Here is a 22,766-nt window from a genome sequence, read left to right as displayed (position 1 = left end):
CACTTTTGTCGCACGTGGAAAACGCCATTCAGAACATGGAGTTGGGCGCCACGTTTTCAGGGGACCGGATGTCCTTTCTTCACCATCATCAGAATATTTTTTGACCAGGGGACACAGGATTAATGGATATCGGTCTGCGCGAGTGGCTGATCGTCATCGGCATCATCGTAATCGCCGGCATTTTGTTCGATGGCTGGCGCCGCATGAGCGGCGGCAAGGGAAAACTGAAATTCAAGCTCGACCGTAGCTTCTCCAACCTTCCTGACGATGACGAGGATCCCAATCTGGTGAGCCCGGTACGCGTCAAGGAACGCCACCAGGAACCCTCGCTCGATGAGGAAGACCTGCCGCCCATGAGCGCCAAGGAGCTGAACAAGCGCCGCGGCGAACCGCACCAGGGCGACCTCAATCTCGATGAGCCGGTACCGACCCTGCTCAACCCCGTGGACGATGGCACCCCGGCCAAGCCCGCCAAGAACGGCAAGACCCATGCTGCACCGGCCCAGGACCTGCCTCCGGTGGAGGAAGTGCTGGTGATCAACGTGGTGGCGCGCGACGGTGACGGCTTCAAGGGCCCGGCCCTGCTGCAGAACATCCTCGAGAGCGGCCTGCGCTTCGGCGAAATGGACATCTTCCACCGTCACGAGAGCATGGCCGGTAACGGCGAAGTGCTGTTCTCCATGGCCAACGGCGTCAAGCCCGGCACCTTCGACCTGGACGACATCGACCACTTCAGCACCCGCGCGGTGAGCTTCTTCCTCGGCCTGCCGGGCCCGCGTCATCCGAAGCAGGCCTTCGACGTGATGGTCGCCGCGGCGCGCAAGCTGTCCCAGGAACTGAACGGCGAATTGAAGGACGATCAGCGCAGCGTGATGACGGCGCAAACGATCGAACACTATCGGCAGCGCATCGTCGAGTTCGAGCGCCGCAGCCTGACCAAACGCTGAATCACAGGATCCAACGAAAGAGCAGCCCAGGCTGCTCTTTTCGTTTGCACAGAAAAGAGCACGAATCATGACCGACGCCCAGACCGCCGCCCAGCGCATCCACCAATTGCGTGCCGAACTGGATGAGCACAACTACTGCTACTACGTGCTGGACGAACCCAGTGTCCCCGATGCCGAGTACGACCGCCTGTTCCGCGAGCTGCAGGCCCTGGAAGCCGAGCATCCGGAGCTGGTGACGCCGGAGTCGCCGACCCAGCGCGTGGGCGGCGAGGCCCTGAGTGCCTTCGGCGAAGTGCGCCATGAGGTGCCCATGCTCAGCCTGGGCAACGCCTTCGAGGAGGAAGACCTGCGCGCCTTCGACCGCAGCGTGCAGAGTGGCCTGGGGCTCTCTTCCGGCGACCTATTCGGCGGCGGCGCCGAGGTGGAGTACAGCTGCGAGCCCAAGCTCGACGGCCTGGCGGTCAGCCTGCTGTACCGCGACGGCCAGCTGGTGCGTGGCGCCACCCGGGGCGACGGCAGCACCGGTGAAGACATCAGCGCCAACGTGCGCACCATCCGCAGCGTGCCGCTGAAGCTCAAGGGCGAGGGCTGGCCCGCCGTGCTCGAAGTGCGCGGCGAGGTGTACATGCCCAAGGCCGGCTTCGAGGAGCTCAACGCGCGCCAGGCGGAAAACGGCGGCAAGACCTTCGCCAACCCGCGCAACGCCGCGGCCGGCAGCCTGCGTCAGCTGGACCCGCGCATCACCGCCAGCCGCCCCCTGGAGTTCTGCTGCTACGGCATCGGCCAGGTCAGCGGCGAGCTGCCGGCCACCCAGGTCGGCATGCTGGAGAAGCTCAAGGGCTGGGGCGTGCCCATCAGCCGTGAATTGAAACTGGCCAAGGGCGTCGAAGCCTGCCTGGCCTACTACCACGACATCGGCCAGCGGCGCATGGACCTGGCCTATGACATCGACGGCGTGGTGTTCAAGGTCAACAACATCGAAGACCAGCAGCAGCTGGGTTTCCGTGCGCGCACCCCTCACTGGGCGCTGGCCCACAAGTTCCCCGCCCAGGAGGAGCTCACCGAGCTGCTGGACGTGGAATTCCAGGTCGGCCGTACCGGTGCCGTCACCCCGGTGGCGCGGCTGAAGCCGGTCAAGGTGGCCGGCGTCACCGTGGCCAATGCCACCCTGCACAACATGGACGAGGTCGCACGCCTGGGCCTGATGATCGGCGACACGGTGATCATCCGCCGGGCCGGCGACGTGATCCCCCAGGTGATGCAGGTGGTCACCGAGCGCCGCCCCGCAGATGCCCGCGAAGTGCATGTCCCCGAGCAGTGCCCGGTGTGCGGCTCGGCTGTCGAGCGTACCCAGCTGGTCAAGCGCGCCAAGGGCAAGGAAACCACCAGCGAAGGCTCGGTCTACCGCTGCGTCGGCCGCCTGGCCTGTGGCGCCCAGCTGAAGCAGGCGATCATCCACTTCGCGTCCCGCCGCGCGCTGGATATCGAAGGCCTGGGTGACAAGATCGTCGAGCAACTGGTGGACACCGGGCTGGTGGCCTCGCCGGCGGACCTGTTCACCCTGACCTACGAGCAGGTGGTGGCGCTGGAAGGCTTCGCCGATCTGTCGACCCGCAACCTGCTGGCGGCGATCCAGGACAGCGCCAAGCCGACCCTGGCGCGCTTCATCTATGCGCTGGGCATCCCCGATGTGGGTGAGGAAACCGCCAAGCTGCTGGCCCGCGCCCTCGGCTCCCTGGCACGCATCCGCCAGGCGCTGCCCGAGGTGCTGACCTACCTGCCGGACGTGGGCCTGGAAGTCGCCTTCGAGATCCACAACTTCTTCAGCGATGCCCACAACCTCCAGGTCATCGACGACCTGCTGGCCCGTGGCGTGGTGCTGCAGGAGGAGGGCGACCTCAGCCCCGAGTTCGCTGCCTGCGCGACCCTGGCCGGCTTCATCGACAAGCTCAACATCCCCTTCATCGCTGCCACCGGTGCAGAGAAGCTGGCAGTGAAGTTCGGCAGCCTGGAGGGCGTGATCAAGGCCGACTGGCTGGACCTGCGCCAGGTGGAACGCCTCAACGAGAAGGCGGCCAAGTCCCTGCGCGACTTCTTCGACCAGCCCGCCAACGCCGAGCGCGCCGCGCTGATCGAAGCGCAGCTGCGCGACTTCGGCATGCACTGGGAGAGCGAGAAGAAGACCGTCGAAGGCCTGCCCCTGGCCGGGCAGACCTGGGTGCTGACCGGCACCCTGGAAGTGATGAGCCGCGATGTGGCCAAGGAAAAGCTGGAAGCCCTCGGCGCCAAGGTGGCGGGCTCGGTCTCGGCCCGTACCCACTGCGTGGTGGCGGGCCCCGGTGCCGGCTCCAAGCTGGCCAAGGCCACCGAGCTGGGCGTGCGCGTGCTGGACGAGGAGGCCTTCCTGGCCGAATTGAAAGGGATGGGCGTTTCGCTGTGATCCGTCGTGGCCATGCTCAGCGAGCGTACTCTTGCTGAAAGGCGGCACACATGAAAAGGCCGGGCATTAGCCCGGCCTTTTTTATTGCGTTGTCGCTTACTTGTTCACGGCGTCGCTGAGGCCTTTGGCCGGCACGAATTTGACGACCTTCTTGGCCGCGATGTCGATGCTCTTGCCGGTCTGCGGGTTGCGGCCGGTGCGGGCCGGACGCTCGGTGATCTTCAGCTTGCCGATGCCCGGCAGGGTGATCTCATCACTGTTTTCCAGCGTATCGCTGACGATCTCGCTCAGCTGTTCCAGCACGGCACGCACGGAGGCCTTGGTGGTGTCGGTGGCTTCGGCGATGTCTGCGATCAGTTGGTCTTTGGTGATTGCCATGGTGTAGCTCCAGTGGGGGTGGGTTCGGCTCGCTGCCGTGCCGGGATCGCCGGCGCGGATTGAGACCCGCGCCGGCGCTGAAAGTGCAATGGTAGCGGGCCCGGTGGCGAAGCCGGCGGCACGCTAGCACAAAAGCCGTGTCGGGCCGGCGACTCAGTGTTTCTGTTCATCGCCACGGCCTTTTCGCAGAGGCCCGACAGGCGGTGATGGGCGGTCTACGCTTGCTGTTACATCGCTATGACATCGCGGAGAGTCGCCATGCTACGTGCCTTTGCCGACCTGGGGTTTCGTTGGAAGATCGCCCTGCCCATCCTGCTCCTGGTGGTGCTCCTGGTGCTGATGGGGGGCCTGGGCATGCAGGGGGTGTCCCAGGTGGCCGATTCCAGCAAGCAACTGACCAATCGCTACCTGCCCGCCATCAGCCTGCTGCTCAATGCCGACCGCGATCTCTACCAGGCCTTCACGGCCGAGCGCAGCCTGCTGGACGAGGGGGCGGGTACGCATATCGAGCAGCTCAAGGCCGACCATGCGGAGAACCTGCAGCAGGCCTATGACCGCGTGCACAAGTACGCGGAGATGGGTGCGAGTGCCGAGGCGCGGCAGCTGGTGGCCCAGTTCGACAGTGGCTTCCAGCAGTGGAAGGTCACCTCGCTGAAAGTGGTCCAGCTGGCGACTTCCGACCCGGAAGCCGCCAGCGTCCTCAGCTTTGGTGACAGCGAAAGCCAGTTCCAGAACATGCGCGATGCCATCGATAAGCTCGGCGAGCTCGAGGACAACGCAGCCAATGCCGAGGGGCAGCGGGCGATTGCCATCGGCGAGACGCGCAGCTGGCAGCAGGGGGTGATCATCGTCATCGGCCTGGCCATCTGCCTGGTGCTGGTGCTCGGCTTCCCGACTCTGGTCACCCGGCCCCTGCATCGCCTGCTGGAGCGCATCGAGCAGATCGCCGATGGCGACGGTGACCTGCGTGTGCGCCTCGATGTCACCTCGCGGGACGAGCTGGGCAAGCTCAGCCACGCCTTCAACCGCTTCCTCGACAAGCTGCAGCCGCTGATCAAGGAGGTCGGGCGCGTCACCGGCGAGGTTGCCGACTCGGCGCAGAACCTGGCCGGCCTGGCGGCGGCCAACGACCGGCTGATCAGCAGCGAGCACGCGGCGGTCGACCAGGTCAGCACCGCTGCCACCGAAATGAGCGCCGCCGTTCATGAAGTGGCACGCAACGCCCAGAACGCCGCCGATGCCGCGCGCTTCGCCGAGGTGCAATCCCGCGAGGGGGCGCAGGTGGTCGGCGCCACCATCAAGGCCATTCGCCAGTTGGCCCTGGAGGTGGAAAGCGCCTCCACCACCATCGGCACGCTGGAGCAGGAGACCGCCAACATCGGCGCCGTGCTCGCGGTGATCAAGGGCATCGCCGACCAGACCAACCTGCTGGCGCTCAACGCGGCCATCGAAGCGGCACGGGCGGGCGAGCAGGGCAGGGGCTTCGCTGTGGTGGCCGACGAGGTGCGTGCCCTGGCCGCGCGCACCCAGGAGTCCACCAAGGACATCCAGCAGATGATCGAGCGCCTGCAGGTGGGCGTGCAGAATGCCGTGCGCGCCATGCATTCGGGCAGCGCCCAGGCCCGTGACAGCGTGGAGCGCGCCGCTGGCGTCGACCAGGCGCTGACGGACACCGGCGATTCGGTGCAGCGCATCAACGACATGGCTGCGCAGATCGCCACCGCCTGCGAGGAGCAAAGCAGCGTCACCGAAGAGATCGCCCGCAACATCAGCGACATCCGCGACCTCTCAACCGAGGCGGCGCACACCTCCGACCAGAGCACCCAGGCGAGCCGTCATCTCTCCGAGCTTTCCAGTGGCCTCGCCAAGCTGGTCGGGCGCTTCCGGGTATGAGTCGCAAGTGCTTGTAACGGAAATGTTTTTAGCAGTTGTAAGTTGGCGAAGAGCCGGTACAATGGCGCGGCTCGCCGATCTGGCGAGCTGCGTTATGGTGGCCCTGCCGGTCCCCCCGCAACGATTACCCGTCAACCTGGTCAGATCCGGAAGGAAGCAGCCACAGCGGGAACATTGTGTGCCGGGGTGTGGCTGGTAGGGTCACCCCCATCTCCCAGCGCTGCAATTCACCGGTAGCGCGACACGATTCTCTCTATCTCTCCCGATGTCCGCATGCGCGCCAGTGCACGCACGATTTCGTTCGCCGGTATCTCCGGTGCATTGCGCACCAGGCAGGCCACGGGCTCTTCCTCCAGTACCGCCACCGCCGCCAAGCGTTCGCTCGCCGGCATGCCGCGGTTGAACCATTTAAGCGCCAGTTCGCTGCTGACCGCGTAGCGGTAGCGCCCAGCACCGAGCTTCTGCAGCACCAGGCCCTGGTTGCGGGCCTCGTCTCGTTGCAGGGTGCCGTCATCGAACCGCTCCTGCAGGCCCGGGTAGGAATAGCCCAGCACGGTGCCCACGCTCTGCGCCGGCAGGCGTTGCGGGTCGACGGGGCTCGCGTTGTCGGGGGCGCTCACCAGCAGGTCACGCTGCACCAGGATCGGCTCGCTCCACAGGTAGTTCACGCCCAAGTCGCCCATCCAGTTGGGGCTCACGTAGCAGCGTACGTCGACATCGCCATGCTCCAGGGCCAGCTGCACGCGGGTACGGGGCAGTACGTTGATCTGCGCCTCGCGCCCGAGTTGCCGGGCCAGACCCTGGATGATGTCGAAGATGATGCCGCCGGTCAGCTCGTTGCTCTCGATCTGCGCCACCGGCATGGCCCAACTGTCCACTGCGGAGAAGCGCAGGGGAGCCGTTTCGGCGCGAGCCAGCGCACTGGTGATCAGCAACAGGAGGAGCAGCGTTGGACGCATCAAGCACCCTCGAACGGGTATGGCGAGGCATCCACGATGCCGCGTGTCACACCTGTTGAACATAGAGCACTTCGCATCGGATGCAATTTGCGGTTTGCTCCGCTAGCATTAGCCCCTTCCGATTCCCCAGCTGCGACGGTTTTCAATGAGTTATCAGGTTCTTGCACGTAAATGGCGTCCGCGCTCGTTCCGCGAAATGGTCGGCCAGACCCATGTGCTGAAGGCTCTGATCAACGCGCTGGACAACCAGCGCCTGCACCATGCCTACCTGTTCACCGGCACCCGTGGCGTGGGCAAGACCACCATCGCACGCATTCTCGCCAAGTGCCTGAACTGCGAAACCGGCATCAGCTCCACGCCTTGCGGCCAATGCTCGGTGTGCCGCGAGATCGACGAGGGCCGCTTCGTCGACCTGATCGAAGTGGACGCCGCGAGCCGCACCAAGGTCGAAGACACCCGCGAACTGCTGGACAACGTGCAGTACGCGCCGAGCCGGGGCCGCTACAAGGTCTACCTGATCGACGAAGTGCACATGCTCTCCACGCACTCGTTCAACGCCCTGCTCAAGACCCTCGAAGAGCCGCCACCCCACGTCAAGTTCCTGCTGGCCACCACCGACCCGCAGAAGCTGCCCGTGACCATCCTCTCGCGTTGCCTGCAGTTCTCCCTGAAGAACATGCCGCCGGAGCGCGTGGTCGAGCACCTGACCCACGTCCTCGGTGCCGAAAGCGTGCCGTTCGAGCCCGACGCCCTGTGGCTGCTGGGCCGTGCCGCTGACGGCTCGATGCGCGACGCCATGAGTCTCACCGACCAGGCCATTGCCTTCGGTGAGGGCAAGGTTCTCGCTGCCGATGTGCGTGCCATGCTCGGCACCCTCGACCATGGCCAGGTCTATGGCGTGCTCCATGCGCTGCTGCAGGGCGATGCCCGTGGCGTGCTCGAGGCCATCCGCCACCTGGCCGAGCAAGGCCCGGACTGGAGCGGCGTGCTCGCCGAAATCCTCAACGTGCTGCACCGCGTGGCCATCGCCCAGGCGCTGCCGGATGCGGTGGACAACGGCCAGGGCGACCGCGATCGCGTGCTGGCCTTGGCCGAAGCGTTGCCCGCCGAAGACGTGCAGTTCTATTACCAGATGGGCCTGATCGGCCGCCGCGACCTGCCATTGGCGCCGGACCCGCGTGGTGGCTTCGAAATGGTGCTGCTGCGCATGCTCGCTTTCCGCCCTGCGGATGCCGACGGTGCCCCGAGGGTCACGCTAAAGGACCCGGGAATCAGCAGGGCCACGGCTGATTCCTCGAACACCCCAGTGGCCGGCGCTGTCGTGGCGCCGGTTGCCCCCGTATCCCCCGTTGCCCCGGTAGCGGCTCCCCAGCCGCCTGTCGAGCCCGTGGTCGCCCCGGCGGCCGTGGTGCCGGTGCAGGTTGCACCCGAGCCGGTGGTTGCTGCCCCTGTGGTGGAAGCCCCGGTCGCGCCCCGCGTGGCTGAAGTGGCTCCTGCTGCTGAAGTGGCGCCGCAGCCTGTAGCCGAGCCTGCCCAGGTCGCTCAGCCTGCTCCCGAGCCCGAGCCCGAGCCCGAGCCCGAACCTGTTGCCCAGGCCGAGGTGATCGACCTGCCCTGGGAAGAGCGTCCCGCCTCGCCGGTCGCCCCTGCCCAGCCCGCAGTCGAGATCGCCGAGCCGGCCGCAGTCGCCGAGATTGTTGAAGCCGTTGCAGTAGTCGAGGCGGTCGAGCCGCCTGCTCCGGTGGTGGAAGCGCCAGCCCCGGTCGTCGAACCCACACCCGAGCCGCAGCCCGTTGCCGCGCCCGTGGTTGCGCAACCCCAGGGTACGGAGCTGGTTGTCGCCTCGGATGCGGATGACGACGAGCCGCCGCCCGGCGACTACGACGATTATTACGAGGCGGACGTCGAATCCATCGCCTATATGGATGAGCTGCCCGTCGCCGAACCTGAAGCCGCCGCCGTGCCGGATGTGCTGCCCGCTGCGCAGCCCGCCACGGGGCTTGCCGCCGAGTGGCTGGACCTGTTCCCGCGCCTGGGCATCAGTGGCCTCACCGGCAACATCGCCGCCAACTGCACCCTGGTGTCCGTGGAGGGCGACGTCTGGCGCCTGCACCTGGACCCGGCGCAGAGCGCGCTGTTCAACTCCACCCAGCAGCGCCGCATCAACGACGCGCTGAACCAGTACCACGGCCGTACCCTGGTGCTGGAAGTAGAGGTGCGCAAGCCCGAGCAGGAAACCCCTGCCCAGGCCGCCGCCCGCAAGCGTGCTGCCCGCCAGCGCGATGCCGAGGAATCCATCTCCCTCGACCCGCTGGTACAGAAGATGATCGAACAGTTCGGCGCGAGCGTTCGCCCGGACACCATTGAACCCCTTGACCGCTGAGGACAACCATCATGATGAAGGGTGGCATGGCAGGCCTGATGAAACAGGCCCAACAGATGCAAGAAAAGATGCAGAAGATGCAAGAAGAGCTGGCCAATGCCGAGGTTACCGGCCAGTCCGGTGCCGGCCTGGTGAGCGTGGTGATGACCGGTCGCCATGACGTCAAGCGCGTCACCCTGGACGACAGCCTGATGCAGGAAGACAAGGACATCCTCGAAGACCTGATCGCCGCCGCCGTCAACGATGCCGTGCGCAAGGTCGAGCAGAACAGCCAGGAAAAGATGTCCGGCATGACTGCCGGTATGCAGCTGCCGCCCGGCTTCAAGATGCCTTTCTGATCAAATAGCTCCAAGTGCCAAGCCGCAAGCTTCAAGCAGAAGCGGGTGGCCTGGCACGATTTCCCCGATTCTTTGCAGCTTCCAGCTTCCAGCTTCCAGCTTCCAGCTTTCTTCTTTGAGATTTCTTGATGAGCTTCAGCCCGCTGATCCGCCAACTGATCGATGCCCTGCGCATCCTGCCCGGTGTCGGGCAGAAGACCGCCCAGCGTATGGCGTTGCAGATGCTCGAGCGTGACCGCAGCGGCGGGCTGCGCCTGGCCCAGGCGCTGACCTCGGCGATGGAGGGCGTGGGGCATTGCAAGCAGTGCCGTACCCTCAGCGAGGATGATCTCTGCCCGCAGTGCGCCGACCCGCGCCGCGACGATTCGCTGCTGTGCGTGGTGGAAGGGCCGCTGGATGTGTTCGCCGTCGAGCAGACCGGCTATCGCGGCCGCTTCTTCGTGCTCAAGGGCCACCTCTCGCCCCTCGATGGCCTGGGCCCGGAAGCCATCGGCATTCCCGAGCTGATGGAACGCGTGGATGCCGGCGCCTTCAGCGAAGTCATCCTCGCCACCAACCCCACGGTGGAAGGCGAAGCCACTGCCCACTACATCGCCCAGCTCCTGGCCCCCAAGGGCCTGGTGGCCTCCCGCATCGCCCACGGCGTGCCCCTGGGTGGCGAACTGGAGCTGGTGGACGGCGGCACCCTGACCCACGCCCTGGCCGGTCGCCGCCCCATCGGGCTCTGATCGCCACTCTGCGTAAACGCGCGCCGTAGCCTGGGCTTCAGCCCGGGGTCGGAGTGGGTTCGTTCGCCAACGCAGCCAACGCCTCTGTATCCATCCCATAGGCGATCCACTTGCCGTCCGGCCGGCCGCACAGACGCTGGTAGAAGCGCTCGGCATCACCGTTGCCTGCCAGCACATCCCACTTCATCCGTCCCGCACCGCGTGTCAGCGCCCACTGCGCGATGGCGGCGAGCAGGCGCTCTCCGATGCCGAGCGAACGTGCCGGCGGCGCCACGAACAGCTCCTTGAGCACCAGGGTCGGCTGAAGGTCGTAGGTGAAGGCGATCTCCAGCGTTACCGCATAGCCAAGCAACCTGCCCGCCGCCTCGGCCACGACTATCCGGCACTGGGGCTGCGAGCCGAAGGCGCGGGCCAGCAGCTGCACCTCGTCCACCGCGAAGTCCTCCAGGTAGTCCTCGAAGCGGGCCAGTTCGCGCATCAGCGGGAGGAGGGCGGGCACATCCCCGGCCCGCGCCTCGCGTATGCCCGCACTCAGCATGCGCAGGGGATGCCCTGGCCAGCGGGGCGGACCGCTGCCGCGCCGGTGAGGCTCAGCCCCTCGTCCAGCCAGCCAGTGACGCCGCCGAGCATCTCCTTCACCGCGAAGCCCAACCCGGCCAGGCGCACGGCCGCACGGTGCACGCCGTTGCAATGGGGGCCGGCGCAGTAGACGACGAACAGCGTATCGCGCGGGTAGGCCGCCATGAACGCGGCGTCCATCAGGCGGTGGGGGATGTTGATCGCGCCCGGCACATGGCCGGCGGCGAAGGCCGTCTCACCGCGCACATCGACCAGCACGTAGTCGACGTCGCCGGCCTGCTGGCTGGCGCTCACGTCCGAGCAATCGGTCTCGAAGGCCAGGCGCTGGGTGAAATGGGCCAGGGCCGCATGGGGAGCGGCGGCGGGGAACTGGCTGACGAGGCTGGGCATGGTGGTTCTCCATCGGTTGAGTTGATGGCGCCACTGTATCCAGCGCCTTTCCTGCTCTACAGTGGCGGGCAGGACAGCGACTGGTAAGTTTCCGCCAAATGAACGACGACCCCGGCCTGGTGGCCATCCTCGCCTACGACGGCCTGTGCACCTTCGAATTCGGCATCGCCGTGGAGATCTTTGGCCTGCCTCGGCCCGAGTTCGATTTCCCCTGGTACCGCCACTGCATCGTCGGCCTGGACGAGGGTCCCATGCGCGCCATGGGTGGCATCCAGGTGCTCGCCGACGGCGGGCTGGAGCGCCTGGCTGAGGCCCGGACCGTTGTCATCCCCGGCTGGCGTGACCGTGCCGAGGTACCGCCCGAGCGGCTGCTGGCCGCGTTGCGCGAGGCCCATGCGCGTGGGGCGCGGCTGGTGTCCATCTGTTCCGGCGTTTTCGTCCTTGCCGCCAGCGGCTTGCTGGACGGCCAGCGCGCCACCACCCACTGGCGCTACGCCGAGGAACTGGCGCAGCGCTTTCCGGCCGTCGAGGTGGACCCCGAGGTCCTCTACGTCGACGCCGGGCAACTGATCAGCTCGGCGGGCAGCGCCGCCGGCATCGACGCCTGCCTGCACCTGGTGGCGCGGGACTTCGGTACCCAGGTGGCCAACACCGTGGCGCGGCGCCTGGTGATGTCGCCCCAGCGCGCCGGCGGCCAGGCGCAGTTCATTCCGGCACCGGTGGCCCGGGCGCCGCGCAACGACCTCTCGGCGTTGATGCACTGGGCCCGGCAGAACCTGCAGCAACCGCTGGAGGTGAGCCAGCTGGCACGCCGCGTGGCCATGAGCGAGCGCACCTTCCTGCGGCGTTTCAGCGAAGCCACCGGCATGACGCCCAAGGCCTGGCTGCAGCACGAGCGCCTGGCCCGCGCCCGTGAGCTGCTGGAAAGCGGCGTCGACGGCAGCGAGCGCATCGCCGAGCTGTGCGGCTTCCGCTCGGTGGAAAGCTTCCGCGTGGCCTTCCGCAACGCCGTCGGGCTACCGCCTTCGGCCTACCGGGAGCGCTTCGGCGCGGCGCATACGTCCTGATCGATGGCGCATGTCTCGCCTTGAAAACCAAGCAAGCGCTCGGTAAGTTTCTCTGACTTTCTCAGGGAGCTCCGCCATGTCCGCTTGTCAGGAATACTTCGACGAATCCCATCAACTGGTGCGCGACTCGGTGCGCCGCTTCGTCGAGCGGGAAATCCTCCCGCATATCGGCGATTGGGAGGAGGCCGAGGAATTCCCCCGCGAGCTCTACCTCAAGGCTGGGGCGGCCGGCATTCTCGGCATCGGCTACCCGGAGCAGTACGGCGGCAGCCACGAAGGCGACCTGTTCGCCAAGGTGGCGGCCAGCGAGGAGCTGATGCGCAGCGGCTCCGGCGGCCTGGTGGCCGGGCTGGGCTCTCTGGATATCGGCCTGCCGCCGCTGGTCAAGTGGGGCCGCCCCGAGCTGCGCGAGCGCATCGCATCCCAGGTATTGGCCGGCGAGAAGATCATGGCCCTGGCCATCACCGAACCCTCTGGCGGCTCCGACGTCGCCAGCCTCAAGACCCGCGCCGTGCGCGAGGGCGATTTCTACCGCGTCAACGGCAGCAAGACCTTCATCACCAGCGGCGTGCGTGCGGACTATTACACGGTGGCGGTGCGCACCGGTGGCGATGGCTTCGGCGGTGTCAGCCTGCTGCTGATCGAGAAGGGCACACCCGGCTTCAGCGTCGGCCGCAAGCTGAAGAAGATGGGCTGGTGGGCCTCCGACACCGCCGAGCTGTTCTTCGAGGACTGCCTGGTGCCGGTGGGCAACCTGATCGGTGCCGAGAACATGGGCTTCGCCTGCATCATGGCCAACTTCCAGTCCGAGCGGCTGGCCCTGGCCATCATGGCCAACATGACCGCGCAGCTGGCGCTGGAGGAATCCCTGGCCTGGGCCCGCGAGCGCGAGGCCTTCGGCAAGCCCATCGGCAAGTTCCAGGTGCTCAAGCACCGCCTGGCCGAGATGGCCACCCAGGTTGAGGTCTCCCGCGAGTTCACCTACCGCCAGGCGGCGAAGATGGCCGCCGGCAAGAGCGTGATCAAGGAGATCTCCATGGCCAAGAACTTCGCCACCGACATCGCCGACCGCCTCACCTACGACGCCGTGCAGATGCTCGGCGGCATGGGCTATATGCGCGAGAGCCTGGTGGAGCGCCTCTACCGCGACAACCGCATCCTCTCCATCGGCGGCGGCTCGCGGGAGATCATGAACGAAATCATCAGCAAGCAGATGGGGCTCTGAAGCCACCCGCGCAAGGCGCCCATCGGGTGGCCTTGCGCGAGGCCCTGCGCCTCGCTATATGATGATCGAAATTTAAATAGGGCCTGCGGGCCGGACAAGAGGGTAGGTGCCATGAGCGAATCGAGCCGTGAAGAGAAACTGCAGGCCTGGCTGGAAGCGGAGCGCAGCATGCTGGAGCGCCTGAAGCCCGGCACCCTGAGCATGTCCGAGGTGGTGCAGCTGAGCCCGCGCGAGTTCTTCGACGGCATCGGCCGGGGCGACCTGCCGTCACCTCCCATAGGTGAACTGATGGGCTTCGTGCCTATCGAATGGTCAGAGGAGCGCTTCGTTTTCCAGGGCGTTCCGGATGCCCGCCACTACAATCCATTGGGCACCGTGCACGGCGGCTACGCGGCCACCTTGCTGGACTCCTGCATGGGCTGCGCCATCCATATGCACGTCAAGCCGGGGCAGGGCTACACCACCACCGACCTGCGCATCAGCTACGTGCGGGCCATGACCGTGAACACGGGGCCGGTGAGGGCGGAGGGGCGGATCACCCACGTGGGGCGCTCGACCGCGCTGGCCGAGGGCCGCATCTATGACGTGGACGGGAAGCTCTATGCCACCGGCTCCACGACCTGCCTGATACTCGGAGGGAAGTGATGAACTCGCAACGTATCGTCGTCACCGGCATGGGGCTGGTCTCGCCCCTGGGCTGCGGCGTGGAGATCGCCTGGCAACGCCTGCTGGCCGGCCGCTCGGGTGTGCGCGCCCTGCCCGAGGCCACCGTGCTCGACCTCGCCGCCAAGGTAGGCGGCAGCGTGCCGACCCGGGAGGAGGACGCCGAAGGCGGCTTCGACCCCGACAGCGCCGCGCCGCCGAAGGAGCAGAAGAAGATGGACCGCTTCATCCTCTTCGCCCTGGCCGCCGCCGCCGAAGCGTTGCAGCAATCCGGCTGGGTGGCCGACAGCGACGAGAAGAAGGCCCGCACCGCCACCGTGATCGGATCCGGCATCGGCGGTTTCGGCGCCATCGCCGACGCCGTGCGCACCACCGACAGCCGCGGTCCACGGCGCCTGTCGCCTTTCACCATCCCGTCTTTCCTGGTCAACCTGGCCGCTGGGCACGTCTCCATCCGTCACGGCTTCCAGGGCCCCATCGGCGCCCCGGTGACCGCTTGCGCGGCGGGCGTGCAGGCCATCGGTGACGCCGCGCGGATGATCCGTGCCGGCGAAGTGGATATCGCCCTGTGCGGCGGCGCCGAAGCCTCCATCGACCGCGTGGCGCTGGCCGGCTTCGCTGCGGCGCGGGCGCTGTCCACCGACTTCAGCGAGCACCCGGAACAGGCCTCGCGGCCCTTCGACAGCCGCCGCGACGGCTTCGTCATGGGCGAAGGCGCCGGCATGCTGGTGATCGAGTCCCTCGACCACGCCCTGGCCCGTGGCGCCACGCCCATCGCCGAGCTGGTGGGCTACGGCACCAGTGCCGACGCCTACCACCTCACCGCTGGGCCGGAGGATGGCAGCGGCGCCCAGCGTGCCATGCGCACCGCCATCGCCCAGGCGGGCATCGAGCCGCGGCAGATCCAGCACCTCAACGCCCATGCCACGTCCACCCCGGTGGGCGACAAGGGTGAGCTGGCGGCGATCAAGGCGGTGTTCGGCGAGGAGGGCGGAGTGGCCGTATCCGCCACCAAGTCCGCCACCGGGCACCTGCTCGGCGCTGCTGGTGGGCTGGAAGCGATCTTCACCGTGCTGGCCATCCGCGACCAGGTGGCGCCGCCGACCCTGAACCTGGAGCAACCGGACGAGGATGCCGCTGGCGTGGACATCGTCCACGGTGCGGCGCGGCCGATGACCATCAACTACGCGTTGTCCAACGGTTTCGGTTTCGGCGGGGTGAATGCCAGCGTGCTGTTCCGACGCTGGATGGGGTGAGCCGAGCGGCCCTTGCGGCCGGTCCCGTTACATCGAAGCGGCAGGCTCAGGCCTTGCCGCTTTTTTCTTCCAGGCGCGCTGTCAGGTTGGCGCAGGCATCGTCGAGAATGCGCTTGGACAGGGCCTCGTCCGCCACGCTGCGGGACAGGCTCAGCGCGCCGACCATGGTGGCGACCATCGCCATCGCTTCCTGCGAGTCGCCCGTTTCCTTCTCGATCATCCTCAGCAGGTTGCCCACCACCTCGTCGCTGATGGGACTGGCCTGGCCGCGCTGGCCCAGCTCGGACGACATGGTCGGCAGCGGGCAGCCGGCGTCCGGGTGGTCGCGGTGTTCTGGCGACAGGTAGCGCTTGAACAGGGTCTTCAGCGGTTCCGGCTTGGCCAGCACCTTGGCCCACTGACCGCTGGCGTCGTTGGCCGCCGCGCGCAGGGCTTCCTGCACCAGGGCGTCCTTGGATTTGAAGTGGGCGTAGAAGCCGCCGTGGGTCAGGCCCAGCGCCTTCATCAGCGGCTGCAGGCCGGTGGCGTCGATGCCGTCCGCGCGGAAGCGGCGGGAGGCTTCGGCGATGATGCGTTTGTGGGTTTCGGCTTTGTGGTCTTCCGAGTAGCGCATGGCAATGGCCTCAACTTCCGGGCGTTAGTATGGCGATTGTAATTCCACATTCGCCGCCTGTATGCAGTCAGCGTCGCGCGAGTGCCGGTGGCCGACGGAAGGGGAGGTGCGAGCGCACCTCCCCGGCGCCTCACTCGACGCTTTCCAGCAGCGTGGCCACGCCCTGGCCGCCACCGATGCACTGGGTGGCGATGGCGTAGCGGCCGCCGGTGCGCTTGAGCAACGACGCGGCCTTGCCGGTGATGCGCGCACCGGTGGCGCCCAGCGGGTGCCCGATGGCCATGCCGCCGCCGTCGAGGTTGACCTTGGCGACGTCGATGTCCAGTTCGCGGATGCAGGCCAGTGCCTGGCTGGCGAAGGCTTCGTTGATCTCGAACAGGTCGATGTCGTTCACCGACAGGCCGCTGCGCTGCAGCAGCTTGCGGGTGGCGTGCAGCGGGCCCATGCCCATCACCTCCGGCGCGCAGCCGACCACGGCCACCGCCTTGATGCGCGCGAGGATGTCCAGCTTCCAGCGCCGGGCGAGCGCCTCGGTGCAGACGAACACCGCCGCCGCGCCATCGGTCAGCGGCGAGGCGGTGCCGGCGGTCACGCTGCCACCGAACGCCGGCTTCAGTTGGGCCAGGGCCTCGGCGGTGGTGCCGGGGCGGATGCAACCGTCTTCGGTAACCGGGCCGTCGGGCGTCTCGATGGTGATGATCTCATCCTGCAGCAGGCCGCGCAGGCGTGCATCGGCGGCCTTCTCGTGGGACTGCACGGCCATCGCCTCCTGGTCCACGCGGCTGATGGCGTAGCGCTCGGCGACGATCTCGGCGGTGTGGCCCATGGGGATATAGGCCTGGATCTCGCCGCTGGTCAGGCGCGGGTTGGGCGAGATGTTGAAGCCTCCCATGGGCACGCGGGTCATGGATTCCACGCCGCCACAGATGAAGGCCTCACCGGCGCCGAGCTGGATCTGCCCGGCGGCGAAGTGGATGGAGGTCATGGACGAGCCGCAGAAGCGGTTCACCGTGGCCCCGGCCACGCTCTGCGGCAGGCCGGCGAGGAAGCCGACGATGCGTGCCAGGTTCATGCCCTGCTCGGCCTCAGGGTAGGCGCAGCCGAGGATCAGGTCCTCGATCTCGTTGGGGTCGATGTCCAGGCGGTCCACCAGCCCCTTCACGACCTGGCCGGCGAGGTCGTCCGGGCGGATGTTGATCAGGCCGCCCTTCTTGGCGAAGTGGAAGGGCGAGCGGGCGAAACCGGCGATGACGATGGATTGCATATCTCGTGTCCTTGCGTGGTAGAGCCGGGCGGAGCCGGCGGGAGCGCCAGGGTGAGAGAGCGATACGACGGGCGCATGCTTAGGATGATATGCATAATTCAAACGCTTGTATATTACGGGTGTAATCCAATCGTCGGGTCGTTACGGGCAAGGTGGGCTCAGGCGTGATCCCGGCGCGCCAGCCCAATCAGTGCCACCAGCGTCAGCCCGATCAATACCGTCGCGAACCCCGTTGCGGTCGCCACCAGCCCAAAGTGGCAGGCCATTACTCCCGCCAGCAGCGCCGGCACACAGAACGCCAGGTAGCTGATCACGTAGTAGGTGGCCATCAGCCCCGCGCGCTCATGGGCATGGGCCAGCGGCATCACGCTGCGCAGCGCGCCGAGGAACCCTGAACCGAAGCCACCGCCGGCCACCAGCGAGGCGAGCAGGAACAGCCACAGCCAGCCGGCCTGCACGGCCACCAGCATGGCGCCCACTCCAACCAGCAGCAGGGCGGTGGCGATGCGCAGCACCTGCTGCGCCGTGTGCTGGCGCAGCCACAGGATCGACAGCGCGCCGCTCAGGGTCAGCGCCGTTACCGCCAGCCCACCCACCAACGCCGAATTGGAGCCGGTGGCTGCGCGGATCAACGACGGCGCGAGGGACAGGTAGAAACCGCCCAGGGACCAGACCGCGACGTTCACCGGCAGCGTGCGCCACAGCGCGCCCCAGGCCTGGGGCGGCACCCGCAGGGTCGGGCGCAGCGAGGCGAGGGCGCCCGGGCGGCGCGAGATGGATTCCGGCAGCCACCACAGCAGCAGAGCCTGGGCGGCGAACACCAGCAGCAGGACCAGGTAGACCAGGTGCAAAGGCCAGGGCGCCCACTCCACCAGCATCCCGCAGCCCAGCGCGCCACAGGCCATGCCCAGTTGCGGCGCCACGCTGTTGAACAGCGGCCCGCGTTCGGGGTTGCGATCCAGCAGCGCCGCACCCAGCACGCTGGTCGCCATCCCCGTGGCGAAGCCCTGCATCACCCGCGCTGCCAGCAACCAGCCGACGCCATCGGCCTCGATGAACAGCGCCATCGCCAGCATCTCCAGCAACAGCGCGGCGAGGATCACCGGCCGCCGGCCCAGGTAATCGGACAGCTTGCCCAGGGTGAGCAGTGCCGCCAGCAGGCTGAAGGCATAGATGGCGAAGGCCAGCGTCAGCATCGCCGGGCTGAAGGCCCAGTGCGCCTGGTACACGGGGTAGAGCGGGGTGGGCGCGCTGGATGCGGCCAGGAAGCTCAGCAGCGTGCTCGCCAGCAAGGCGATGCCGCTGCCGGTGTGACGCTGGTCGAGGCAGGTATCGGCGGTCTGGACCATCATGGGCTCACTAAAGCTAAGACATTGCGTTTGCGCAGTCTGCGCGCAGAAATTCCTTAACGCAAATTCTTTGTGTTAAGGTCCGCCGCCATGGCCATCAAAGAAAACCGCCGCACTGGCGGGCGCAGCGCCCGGGTGCAGGAATCCATCCACACCGCCGTGCGCGCACTGCTCGACGAGCGCGACCGCGCCGACCTCACCGTCCCGCAGATCGCCGCTCGCGCTGGCGTCACGCCGTCCACCATCTACCGCCGCTGGGGCGACCTCTCGGCGCTGCTGGCCGACGTCGCCCTGGAACGCATGCTCCCCAGCGAGCCGCAGGACACCGGCACCCTCGCCGGCGACCTGCACGCCTGGGCCGAGCAATACCTCGACGAGATGAGCTCCGAGCTCGGCCGCACCCTGATCCGCGACGTCGTCTCCGACCTCGCCGGCGACTACCCTGGCCAATGCGCCGACCTCGTCCGCTGCCAGCTGCAGCTCATCCTCGACCGCGCCGCCCAACGCGGCGAATCAACCCCCAGCGCCGACCAACTGGTCGACGCCGTGGTCGCCCCGATGATCTACCGCATCCTCTTCGCCCCCCAAGCTCCCAGCGCCGAGCAGGTGAGGGCATGGGTGGATGGGGCTCTGGAACATTCCAAGCCCCGGAAATGAACAAGGCCCCGTAAGGGGCCTTGTCGTTTATCTGCGGTTACTGCCAGTTCGCAGCGATCACCACCTCCAGCTGCGCTTTCTGCTCGGGCGTCAGGTTGGAGCTGCCGCCTGCAGGCGGCGCGAAGGCCGCCATGGCGTTGACCAGGTTCTGCACCTGGCTGTCGAGCAGCACTTTCCCGTCGGCCGACTCAACGCGCTCCACGCGGGCTGCGTTCGATGAATACCAGCCCTTGATCGAGACTTTGTCCGCCGGGTTGTCGGTCGAAATCTCCAGATCCGTCCCTACCTGGCGGAACCACAGTTCGTTGGCGTCGATATCCCCACCGAAACGCAGCACATCGGTGACCCCTGAGTAAGTCGAGGTCTCGATGAGGGTGTCATGGCCATCTCCGGCGTTGAACAGGTAGGTGTCCGAGTAGTAGCTGCCGTAAAGCGTATCGCTACCCGTTCCACCCGCCAGCAGATTGCCCTTTGCAGTACTGGCTACCTTGAGCGTGTCATCACCTGCACCACCAAACAGCTGGTTGGTACCGGCGCCGCCGTCCAGCAGGTCATTACCGTCACCGCCGTAGAGGCTCTCGTCCCCAGCCCAGCCGTTCAGTGTGTCGCCCTGGGCGGTGCCCAGCACGACGATCTGGCCCTGGATCTGGTTGACGTCCCAGCTTGACCCATCGGCGAACTCGATGCGCTCGACCCGGCTGCTATCTACCGCCGTGGCGGTGGATGCCGTGGTGTTGAACCAGTTCTTCACGGTGACCTGATCGGCGCCATTGCGGTGAGCGAAGACCAGGTCGACGCCGACCTTTTGCACCTGGATATCGCTGGCTGCGACGCCTTCACCGAAGCGCAGGGTGTCCGTTACGTTGGAGTAGGTAGACGTTTCGACGACCGTGTCCTTGCCGTCGCCCAGGTTGAACACGTAGGTATCGGCGTAATAGCTGCCGAACAGCGTGTCACTCCCGGTTCCGCCAGCCAGCAGGCTGCCTTTGGCGGTGGTTGCCACCTTGAGCGTGTCATCACCTGCACCACCAAACAGCTGGTTGGTACCGGCGCCGCCGTCCAGCAGGTCATTACCGTCACCGCCGTAGAGGGCTTCGTCACCGGCCCAGCCGTTCAGTGTGTCGGCCTGGGTGGTGCCCAGCACGATGATCTGGCTCTGGATCTGGTTGACGTCCCAGCTCGACCCATCGGCAAACTCGATACGCTCGACCCGGCTGGCATCGACCGCCGTGGCGGTGGATGCCGTGGTGTTGAACCAGTTCTTCACGGTGACTTGATCGGAGCCATTGCGGTGAGCGAAGACCAGGTCGACGCCGACCTTCTGCACCTGGATATCGCTGGCAGCGATGCCTTCGCCGAAGCGCAGGGTGTCCGTGACGTTGGAGTAGGTGGAGGTCTCGACGACCGTGTCTTTGCCATCGCCCAGGTTGAACGCGTAGGTATCGGCGTAATAGCTGCCGAACAGCGTGTCACTCCCGGTTCCGCCTGCCAGCAAGCTGCCCTTGGCGGTGGTTGCCACCTTGAGCGTGTCATCGCCAGCACCACCGAACAGCTGGTTGGTGCCGGCGCCGCCGTCCAGCAGGTCATTGCCATCACCGCCGTGGAGGGTCTCGTCACCGGCCCAGCCGTTCAGGGTGTCGGCCTGGGCGGTGCCCAGCACGACGATCTGGCTCTGGATCTGGTTGACGTCCCAGCTCGACCCATCGGCAAACTCGATGCGCTCGACCCGGCTGGCGTCGACCGCCGTGGCCGTGGATGCCGTGGTGTTGAACCAGTTCCTCACGGTGACCTGATCGGCACCGTTGCGGTGAGCGAAGACCAGATCGACACCGACTTTCTGCACCTGGATATCGCTGGCAACGATGCCATCGCCGAAGCGCAGGGTGTCAGTGACACTGGTGTAGGTGGAGGTTTCGACGACTGTGTCCTTGCCGTCGCCCAGGTTGAACACATAGGTGTCGGCGTAGTAGCTGCCATGCAGGACGTCATCCCCCAGGCCGCCACTCAGGACATTATTCTTCGAGCCATCGGCGACGACGATAAAGTCCTTGCCAGTTGTGCCGCTGATGACATTCGTCGTCCCGGAACTGGCGTTGATCGACCACTCGGTACCATCGGCGAACCTGATGGTTTGCACCGGGCTCGAGCTGCTTGCTGTCGCTGCCGAGTAGAAGAAGTTCTCGATGGTGACCTTGTCATCGGTGCCGATGGTGAGGACCAGCGAACTGCCGCTGCGGTACGAAGAAACATCTTCGGGACGGATGCCTTCCGCGAACAGCAAGGTGTTCAGCTTGGACGCCGTCTGGTCGCTGAAGCCCTTGATGATGTCGCTGCCATCGCCGCGCGCAAACACAAAGGTGTTGTTGCCGGCACCGCCGTTCAGCACGTCATTGCCCTGGCCGCCTACGAGGGTGTCGTCGCCGCCTTCTCCCGCTAGCGTGTCGTTGCCGCTGCCGCCATTGATGGCATCGGCAGTGGCATAGCCGGTCAGGCCGTCATTGCCTGCCGTTCCGAGCAGGGCCAGCTCCTTGACCGTGGCGATGTCCCAGACGTTGCCGTCGATGAAGCGGATTTCCTCCAGCTTGTAGCTGCTGGTGCCATCGGCATTGAAGTAGTTGGTGACGGTGATGCGATCAGTGCTGCCGATCAGGCTGAGGATCAGGTTGGTGCCGGAGCGGGTGACGACGATATCGCTGGCGGTAATGCCGGCGCCGAACTCGATGGCATCGACCTTGGCGGTGCCGGCATCGTTGTTGTTGATGCTGTCCTGGCCCCAACCACGGGCAAAGCGATAGGTGTCACTGCCACCTTCGCCGCTCAGGTTGTCGTTGCCGGTGCCGCCTTCGAGGATGTCGTTGCCGTTCCCACCGAAGAGGTTGTCGACRCCTTCACCGCCGTAGAGGGCGTCGYTGCCTTCGCCGCCGTACAGGCTGTCGTTACCCACGTCGCCTTGCAGCAGGTCGTTGCCGTCYTCGCCGTAGAGGCGGTCGTCGCCCAGCTCRCCRTTGAKCTGRTCATCGCCGGCTGCGCCGTAGAGSGAGTCRTTGCCAGCRCCRCCGTTGAGTACATCGTCGGTTGCATAGCCCGTCAGTGTGTCGTTGCCGGYGGTATTGAGCAGGGCCAGTTCCTTGACCTKGGCRAYGTCCCASACGCTGCCATCGATGAAGCGGATTTCCTCCAGCTTGTAGCTGCTGGTGCCATCGGCATTGAAGTAGTTGGTGACAGTGATGCGGTCGGTACTGCCGACCAGGCTGAGGATCAGGTTGGTGCCGGAGCGGGTGACGACGATGTCACTGGCCGTGATGCCGGCGCCGAACTCGATGGCATCGACCTTGCCGGTGCTGGCGTCGTTGTTGTTGATGCTGTCCTGGCCCCAACCACGGGCGAAGCGGTAGGTGTCACTGCCACCTTCGCCGCTCAGGTTGTCGTTGCCGGTGCCACCTTCGAGGATGTCGTTGCCGTTCCCACCGAAGAGGTTATCGACGCCTTCACCGCCATAGACAACATCGTTGCCTTCGCCGCCATACAGGGTGTCGTTACCCTCGGCGCCTTGCAGCAGGTCGTTGCCGTCTTCGCCGTAGAGGCGGTCGTCGCCCAGCTCACCATTGATCTGGTCATCGCCGGCTGCGCCGTAGAG

Annotated in this window: 19 protein-coding genes, 1 other RNA gene and 1 pseudogene; 13 read left to right on the top strand and 8 right to left on the bottom strand. The window is 66.5% G+C overall.

Going from position 1 to position 22,766, the window contains the following annotated elements; all coding sequences use genetic code 11:
- Window positions 1-122 precede the first annotated feature (122 nt).
- Window positions 123-947 carry a cell division protein ZipA gene (zipA, locus tag RTW82_RS20110; RefSeq protein WP_263402106.1) on the top strand — a complete coding sequence of 275 codons (825 nt, stop codon included), beginning with the start codon at window positions 123-125 and terminating at the stop codon, window positions 945-947.
- Between the two features lie 67 nt (window positions 948-1,014).
- Window positions 1,015-3,387 (top strand): NAD-dependent DNA ligase LigA, encoded by a 2,373-nt coding sequence (ligA, locus tag RTW82_RS20105; protein WP_316926221.1) that lies wholly within the window; start codon window positions 1,015-1,017, stop codon window positions 3,385-3,387.
- Window positions 3,388-3,483: 96 nt separating this feature from the next.
- Here the strand turns inward: ligA and RTW82_RS20100 are convergent, their stop codons facing one another.
- A complete protein-coding gene (locus RTW82_RS20100; protein ID WP_316926440.1) occupies window positions 3,484-3,825 on the bottom strand; it encodes an HU family DNA-binding protein in 342 nt (113 codons plus the stop codon).
- A 177-nt stretch (window positions 3,826-4,002) separates the two neighbouring features.
- Between RTW82_RS20100 and RTW82_RS32235 the strand changes: the two are divergent.
- From RTW82_RS32235 to ffs, 3 genes and pseudogenes are all read left to right on the top strand, one after another.
- Window positions 4,003-4,800: pseudogene (locus RTW82_RS32235) on the top strand (MCP four helix bundle domain-containing protein); the annotation flags it as partial.
- 153 nt (window positions 4,801-4,953) lie between these two features.
- The gene (locus RTW82_RS32230) at window positions 4,954-5,658 is read left to right on the top strand and encodes a methyl-accepting chemotaxis protein (RefSeq protein ID WP_410478829.1); all 705 of its coding nucleotides are present in this window, start codon (window positions 4,954-4,956) and stop codon (window positions 5,656-5,658) included.
- Between the two features lie 104 nt (window positions 5,659-5,762).
- Window positions 5,763-5,859, top strand: an RNA gene (ffs, locus tag RTW82_RS20090) — signal recognition particle sRNA small type.
- Between the two features lie 26 nt (window positions 5,860-5,885).
- On the opposite strand, the gene RTW82_RS20085 is transcribed toward ffs, so the two are convergent.
- Complete coding sequence (locus RTW82_RS20085; RefSeq protein WP_184489465.1) at window positions 5,886-6,617, bottom strand: substrate-binding periplasmic protein; 732 nt, start codon at window positions 6,615-6,617, stop codon at window positions 5,886-5,888.
- 145 nt (window positions 6,618-6,762) lie between these two features.
- On the opposite strand from RTW82_RS20085, the gene dnaX reads away from it, so the two are divergent.
- The 3 genes from dnaX to recR all read left to right on the top strand — a co-directional run bounded on the left by dnaX (window position 6,763) and on the right by recR (window position 10,066).
- Complete coding sequence (gene dnaX / locus RTW82_RS20080) at window positions 6,763-9,000, top strand: DNA polymerase III subunit gamma/tau (RefSeq protein ID WP_316926219.1); 2,238 nt, start codon at window positions 6,763-6,765, stop codon at window positions 8,998-9,000.
- Window positions 9,001-9,011: 11 nt separating this feature from the next.
- Entirely contained in the window at window positions 9,012-9,338 is a 327-nt protein-coding gene (locus tag RTW82_RS20075; protein ID WP_021222150.1) for a YbaB/EbfC family nucleoid-associated protein, read from the top strand.
- Window positions 9,339-9,466: 128 nt separating this feature from the next.
- Window positions 9,467-10,066 carry a recombination mediator RecR gene (recR, locus tag RTW82_RS20070; protein ID WP_021222149.1) on the top strand — a complete coding sequence of 200 codons (600 nt, stop codon included), beginning with the start codon at window positions 9,467-9,469 and terminating at the stop codon, window positions 10,064-10,066.
- 37 nt (window positions 10,067-10,103) lie between these two features.
- Here the strand turns inward: recR and RTW82_RS20065 are convergent, their stop codons facing one another.
- Together RTW82_RS20065 and RTW82_RS20060 are read right to left on the bottom strand one after the other, a co-directional pair.
- Window positions 10,104-10,565, bottom strand: coding sequence for a GNAT family N-acetyltransferase (locus tag RTW82_RS20065; protein ID WP_316926218.1), 462 nt, complete (start codon window positions 10,563-10,565; stop codon window positions 10,104-10,106).
- Between the two features lie 32 nt (window positions 10,566-10,597).
- Entirely contained in the window at window positions 10,598-11,035 is a 438-nt protein-coding gene (locus tag RTW82_RS20060; RefSeq protein ID WP_316926217.1) for a rhodanese-like domain-containing protein, read from the bottom strand.
- 98 nt (window positions 11,036-11,133) lie between these two features.
- On the opposite strand from RTW82_RS20060, the gene ftrA reads away from it, so the two are divergent.
- From ftrA to fabF, 4 genes are all read left to right on the top strand, one after another.
- Window positions 11,134-12,102 (top strand): transcriptional regulator FtrA, encoded by a 969-nt coding sequence (gene ftrA / locus RTW82_RS20055; protein WP_316926216.1) that lies wholly within the window; start codon window positions 11,134-11,136, stop codon window positions 12,100-12,102.
- 76 nt (window positions 12,103-12,178) lie between these two features.
- Window positions 12,179-13,327 carry an acyl-CoA dehydrogenase family protein gene (locus RTW82_RS20050; protein WP_316926215.1) on the top strand — a complete coding sequence of 383 codons (1,149 nt, stop codon included), beginning with the start codon at window positions 12,179-12,181 and terminating at the stop codon, window positions 13,325-13,327.
- A gap of 111 nt (window positions 13,328-13,438) precedes the next feature.
- Window positions 13,439-13,972 (top strand): PaaI family thioesterase, encoded by a 534-nt coding sequence (locus tag RTW82_RS20045; protein ID WP_316926214.1) that lies wholly within the window; start codon window positions 13,439-13,441, stop codon window positions 13,970-13,972.
- Window positions 13,972-15,246, top strand: coding sequence for a beta-ketoacyl-ACP synthase II (fabF, locus tag RTW82_RS20040; RefSeq protein WP_316926213.1), 1,275 nt, complete (start codon window positions 13,972-13,974; stop codon window positions 15,244-15,246). The genes RTW82_RS20045 and fabF overlap by 1 nt, the downstream gene beginning before the upstream one ends.
- Before the next feature lie 46 nt (window positions 15,247-15,292).
- Here fabF and RTW82_RS20035 read toward each other — a convergent pair whose 3' ends face one another.
- From RTW82_RS20035 to RTW82_RS20025, 3 genes are all read right to left on the bottom strand, one after another.
- Window positions 15,293-15,859: a TetR/AcrR family transcriptional regulator gene (locus tag RTW82_RS20035; protein WP_316926212.1), complete on the bottom strand. Its 567-nt coding sequence runs from the start codon at window positions 15,857-15,859 to the stop codon at window positions 15,293-15,295.
- Window positions 15,860-15,989: 130 nt separating this feature from the next.
- On the bottom strand, window positions 15,990-17,123 hold the full coding sequence (locus tag RTW82_RS20030) for a thiolase family protein (RefSeq protein ID WP_316926211.1): 1,134 nt from the start codon (window positions 17,121-17,123) through the stop codon (window positions 15,990-15,992).
- Between the two features lie 158 nt (window positions 17,124-17,281).
- Window positions 17,282-18,472: an MFS transporter gene (locus RTW82_RS20025; RefSeq protein ID WP_316926439.1), complete on the bottom strand. Its 1,191-nt coding sequence runs from the start codon at window positions 18,470-18,472 to the stop codon at window positions 17,282-17,284.
- A gap of 90 nt (window positions 18,473-18,562) precedes the next feature.
- Between RTW82_RS20025 and RTW82_RS20020 the strand changes: the two genes are divergently transcribed.
- Entirely contained in the window at window positions 18,563-19,129 is a 567-nt protein-coding gene (locus RTW82_RS20020) for a TetR/AcrR family transcriptional regulator (RefSeq protein ID WP_316926210.1), read from the top strand.
- 37 nt (window positions 19,130-19,166) lie between these two features.
- Here RTW82_RS20020 and RTW82_RS20015 read toward each other — a convergent pair.
- On the bottom strand, window positions 19,167-22,766 hold a 3,600-nt coding region (locus RTW82_RS20015; RefSeq protein ID WP_316926209.1), incomplete at its 5' end, for a calcium-binding protein.

Source organism: Pseudomonas sp. zfem005 (assembly GCF_032621735.1).
Classification (GTDB): domain Bacteria; phylum Pseudomonadota; class Gammaproteobacteria; order Pseudomonadales; family Pseudomonadaceae; genus Metapseudomonas; species Metapseudomonas solani.
The sequence above is the reverse complement of the archived record's forward strand: the minus strand, read 5'-3'. Positions and strand labels throughout refer to the sequence as shown.